Annotated in this window: 5 protein-coding genes; all 5 read right to left on the bottom strand. The window is 30.4% G+C overall.

Translation table 11 applies throughout. The features are described from left to right. Positions 1-197: 197 nt before the first annotated feature. A complete protein-coding gene (locus tag FS85_RS0110685) occupies positions 198-1,100 on the bottom strand; it encodes a hypothetical protein (protein WP_010136269.1) in 903 nt (300 codons plus the stop codon). Positions 1,101-1,248: 148 nt separating this feature from the next. Next, entirely contained in the window at positions 1,249-1,857 is a 609-nt protein-coding gene (locus FS85_RS0110690) for an SRPBCC family protein (protein ID WP_139062194.1), read from the bottom strand. 1 nt (position 1,858) lies between these two features. Further along, the gene (locus FS85_RS0110695; protein WP_029489414.1) at positions 1,859-2,182 is read right to left on the bottom strand and encodes a hypothetical protein; all 324 of its coding nucleotides are present in this window, start codon (positions 2,180-2,182) and stop codon (positions 1,859-1,861) included. Positions 2,183-2,343: 161 nt separating this feature from the next. Then, on the bottom strand, positions 2,344-3,237 hold the full coding sequence (locus tag FS85_RS0110700; protein ID WP_010136271.1) for a tetratricopeptide repeat protein: 894 nt from the start codon (positions 3,235-3,237) through the stop codon (positions 2,344-2,346). A 225-nt stretch (positions 3,238-3,462) separates the two neighbouring features. Then, on the bottom strand, positions 3,463-4,863 hold a 1,401-nt coding region (locus FS85_RS0110705; RefSeq protein WP_010136273.1), incomplete at its 5' end, for a hypothetical protein.

Genomic DNA, 4,863 nt, shown 5'->3' on the forward strand with positions numbered 1-4,863 from the left:
TTTTGGCTAGGCTTTGTGCGGGAAGAAAATCGGCCAGATTTTCGAACACGGACTAAGCCGAAGCTTTTTGTTTGGATTTGTATCTTTTAGTTTTACTAAGCCAAATCAACAAGATTTGGCGACTTAGTAAATATACACAAAACTTTGAAGTAAGCACAAAACCCGCATGAAGTTTAGCCGGTGTTGCCTAACGTTTTTTATTTTTTTGATTTATAATACATTCGTAAATAAGAAATGAAATATATAGATGAAAACCCTAATAATGATATAACAACAGACTTTGTATAACCATATTTTTCAATTAATACAAAGCCATTGTCCCAAAATTTATCGATGATTGGAAATACAAATGAGGATATAATAACAATTAAGATAATTTTCGGATATGATTTTTTATAGGATTCTAATTGATTTTCTGTATCATAAATAGTACTTCCATGAACAAAAGTATTTTTCTCATATTTAAGAGTGTCTTTGTTTTCAAGATAATATTTACATAATTGACGTAATGTTTTTTTGTTAGATATACCTCTTAAATCAATTGTTTCAGAAGGTGAAGTTTTTTGATCTCCAATTAAATATATAAATAAATTATCATTGATGTATTTACTAAAATATTTAATAAAATTTTTATTTTCAACAACAATTGAGTCTATTTCATTCCATTGTTTTTTACCCAATTTATTTGTCCAAATTCCATTTCTACTAATTACTATTTCAGGTCTATTTTTTATCAATTTATAATTCAAAGCTATTATTACAATTGCAAATAGTATAAATAGGAAAGAATTGTTATTCCCATTTTTCAAGCCTGAATAACCTAAATATATAAAGAATAATATTGTTAAAAGAATAATGAGTTTGTGTATAAATGAGTATCTGAATTCATACTCATCTTTTTCTGGAATAAATTTTGTTTCAGTATTTTGAATATTCTCAGTTTTTTCTTTTACCGTTGTTTTTACTGTTTTACGATACTTTAATAATTGTTCAGCAGCTTCAAGAGCTTCTTCTGTATATTTTTTTTTATTTGAAATTATTTCATTTAAATCGGAGTTTGATTTATTTTCAAACTTAGATATAAATCTGTTTTTTTTCATTTTTAAAATGTTTGGCAACGTGTTTGTATATGGTTTGTTGCGTGGTTAAGCAACTAAGTTAACAAATAAAAACCGAATAGAAAATCCGCGAGGATTTTCGTAAGTAGGCTAGAACCAAGCAAAAAATTATATACGGTGTTGTAAAACGTTATTTGTTTTCAGTTTCTATTTTTATATGATTCAATACTCGTTTATGTATTCTGTGAATTATAAAGTCAGACCAAGTTTTCCAGTAAATTTCTGGTGTAATATCTACTTTGTACCAAGTCGTTCCTTCTAATTCCGTTTTATTTTCTCCGATTTTGGTTAGTTTAAATTGACCTTTATATGACTTGAAATAGCCATCTAAATGTGGCGGATGAATTTCCCAAAATGGATTAAATTCATTCATAGGAATTGGTTGTTCTTTTACGTCAAATTGTAATAAATTCGGTTCGTTCCAAGTTGTGATTGGTTCTACAAAACTTCCAGTTGTAAAATTACAATATCTTATTGCTCCAATTCCAGTTCCTTTAATTGTTGCGTCTGTCGGATATGAAATTCCAGTTTTAAAAATCCAGTCAGTTGGTTCATCTATTTTATCAAAAGTCACAACGTTTTTCCAAACATTCTCAATATTTGAATTAACAATAACTTTTGTTCTTACAGGAATTAAGTTTTCAGATTCATTGATATAGTCAAAACTCATTGAACTAATGCAGATAACAAAAAGTCCAATTGTAGTATTTGTTGGATTTGTCCATTTTCCAGTATTCACTTTAAATCCGAGATAGGAACCCAAGCCAAACAAGTAAAGCAATTAAAGGTAAAGACATTGCAATGCAAATCATTCCCTCTATTGCAAATACTAAAAGTCCGATTAAAACTATTCCAAGAGTTAAGAAACTCAATTGAAGGCTTTTACTTTTTGATGTTTCTGTCAGTTTTCCATTTATAAACGCAGGAAGAAATCCAATTATAAAAGGTATTACAAGAAATACAGTCCAACCATATTCTTTAAATATTCCAATTTCAATATATCCTAAAATTGCAGAAACAATTAAAGTGATTAAGATTGAAAATAACTTCGGATTTTTCTTCATATTCTGATTTTCGTTCTAATGCTTTACAACGGTCTCGGCTATGAGTAGTTGCGTGGTTTAGCACTTTACTTTGCAAGTACACACCAAACTGAAAATCCGCGAGGATTTTCAGAAGTAGGCGAGAAGAAGCAATTACTTATAGCCATTGTTAGCACCAGTTTTTATTGTTTTAATTCAGCTATTTGTTGTTTAGCATATTCCTTTGTTCTTTCATCTCCAAATTCAGCTGTTTTTTCATAATATTCGACAGCCTTTTTCTTGTCACCTTTCAGTTTGTAACCTTGAGCAATATTCCCAAGCACAATATAATCTTTTGGGTTTATTTTTTCAGCTCTCAAAAGAGGTTCAATTCCTTTGTCATATTCTCCAGTAAGCAAATATGTAATTGATAAATTTGACAAACTCTCAATATGATTTGGATAAAATTCCAAAACCTTATTCGCTATTTCACGCATATTTTTTAGTAAGTCATCATTTCCTGTGTTATACAACTGTAATTGGTAGTTTTGAATATCCAATAGAAACTCTTTTTCTCCACCATTATGTTTTTCGTTATTAGTCCAAGTCCATTGATTTCTATTTTTGGATGAAAACTCTATAGTTTTTAGAATTTCTGATGTGAAATTTTCCCAGTCAGGAATTTGTCCGAGTGCATAAATTTTACCAAATCTCATATCAAGTCGATTTGGGTAAAGTTTAATTCCTTCGTCAATTTTATCAAGTCCTTTTTGTAATTCCGTTTGATTGTAGTGAATTTGACTTCCTAAAAATCCGGCGTTTTGATTTAAACTATCTTTTAAAACAAGACTCTCGCCATTTGGTTGGTCAGTAGTCAAAGCTAGAACTTCTTGACGAGATTTCATAAAATGATAATTGAAATAACTCGTAAAAAGTTCAGCATCTTTTGGGTTTTCAGATTGCCATTTTTTCAAAGTGTTCAATTGGTTTACTGTGTCATTTGTTTCACAGTATTTCTGAAATTCAGATTGATAATCTTGACTAAATCCAATTTGTGATATTAGAATCACAATTAAAGTTCCAAATATTTTTTTCATTCGTTTTTTCTCAAATTGGTGCTAACGGTTTTGGCTAGGCTTTGTGCGGGAAGAAAATCGACAAGATTTTCGAACACGGACTAAGCCGAAGCTTTTTGTTTGGTTTTGTTTCTTTTGGTTTCACAAAGCCAAATCAACAAGATTTGGCGACTTAGTAAATATACACAAAACTTTGAAGTAAGCATTAAACCCGCATGAAGTTTAGCCGGTGTTGGCAATAGTATTTTATTCTTCTTTATCACCTTCAATATTGTCCATAAATTCAAAATATGGATTGAATAATCTTAGAATAAAATTCCTTAGATAATATTGATGAGTAGATATGTCAACTAAATAATTTGGAATATCTCCGCTCCAATATTGCATATGGTCTTTTTCTCCATTTTTTCTGATGAAGTCATAGTCCATTTTAGAGTACTCAAAAAATAATTCCCGAATTAAACCTGTTACTCTCATTTTAAAATTATGGCAATATGAGTCCTCCATAGAATTTTTTTGATATCGCTCCCAATCAAATCCACCATAGCTTGTTTCAATCCAATCCTTATCAAGACTTTTTGTGAGTGTTTTAACAATGTCAAAACAAATCCCCGAAATCTCATTATCCCAAGTCATTGATAAGTCACTTAAATGATTTGGTTGGTAATCACCTTCAGCTTTATCTTCACGTTTTAATTCAGGAATTATCTCGTATATATCAAAGTAATCAATTAATACCTCGTCAGCTTGATTTTGTTTAAGGTCATATTTAGTTGTTAAAACTCTATTCTTGGTTGCTTTGTATGGATTAATCCCCCCAATAACAATAGCATTTATTAAACGCCCTATATCTTTTGTTTCTGACCAATTTTGCATTGTGTAAACAAAGCCGTGAATTCCTTTAGCTTCCATTATTTGGGCTGCATAGGCAGAAACAGAGTTCATTTTATCAATCATATTTTGGTCTGGATCTTCACCATCTTCCTCTGGACTCCAATCACCTTCTAGTGCATCCCAAGTAACCTTAAAAACATCAAAATTACTCCCTGAGAAGCACGATGTTGTTAAACTATCAATTTCTTCGAATGTCGGAATCCAAGGTTCTAAGACAAGAGTCTTAATATCATCATCTTCCCATTTTGGAATCATTGCGATAACATTTGTTTTGTCGTATAAAATTGAGTTTATAGTAGCCTCCCTAACAATTCTTTCTTCCATTGGTGAAATTAGAACATAAGCAATGTCCATTTTACTCATAGGTGAGAATAATGTTTTTAGATGGCTTCCATAAGCAAGTAATTCAGTATATGCTTGTCTCTCGGTTTGTTTGCTTTTTTTTAGTTCTACTACAGTCAAACCATTTCTTCCGCCAAGTACTCCAAGGAAATCTGCCCTAATAGTTGAATCTGAATTCTTTTTAAGAGGCACTTCACAACCAATTAATTCCAAATCATATAATGAATTATAATACTTCTCATATTGAGTAACTATCATATTAAAAGTAGCTTGAGAAGGTGTGAGGTGAGAAGGGTTTTCAATCTCAATTTTCTTTGGGAATTCAATTTTAGAGAGAAGTTCAGTCCAATCTTCCCTATTTTCCCATATATAATTTTGAATTTCTTTCTCAGTCATTTTAATATTTTTGCC

It is taken from the genome of Ochrovirga pacifica (assembly GCF_000220525.1).
GTDB classification, from domain to species: domain Bacteria; phylum Bacteroidota; class Bacteroidia; order Flavobacteriales; family Flavobacteriaceae; genus Ochrovirga; species Ochrovirga pacifica.

What these genes read in the sequence shown, in the direction of transcription:
- FS85_RS0110685 (WP_010136269.1), bottom strand. Translation starts at nt 1,100, where the DNA reads ATGAAAAAAAACAGATTTATATCTAAGTTTGAAAATAAATCAAACTCC.
- FS85_RS0110695 (WP_029489414.1), bottom strand. Translation starts at nt 2,182, where the DNA reads ATGAAGAAAAATCCGAAGTTATTTTCAATCTTAATCACTTTAATTGTT.
- FS85_RS0110700 (WP_010136271.1), bottom strand. Translation starts at nt 3,237, where the DNA reads ATGAAAAAAATATTTGGAACTTTAATTGTGATTCTAATATCACAAATT.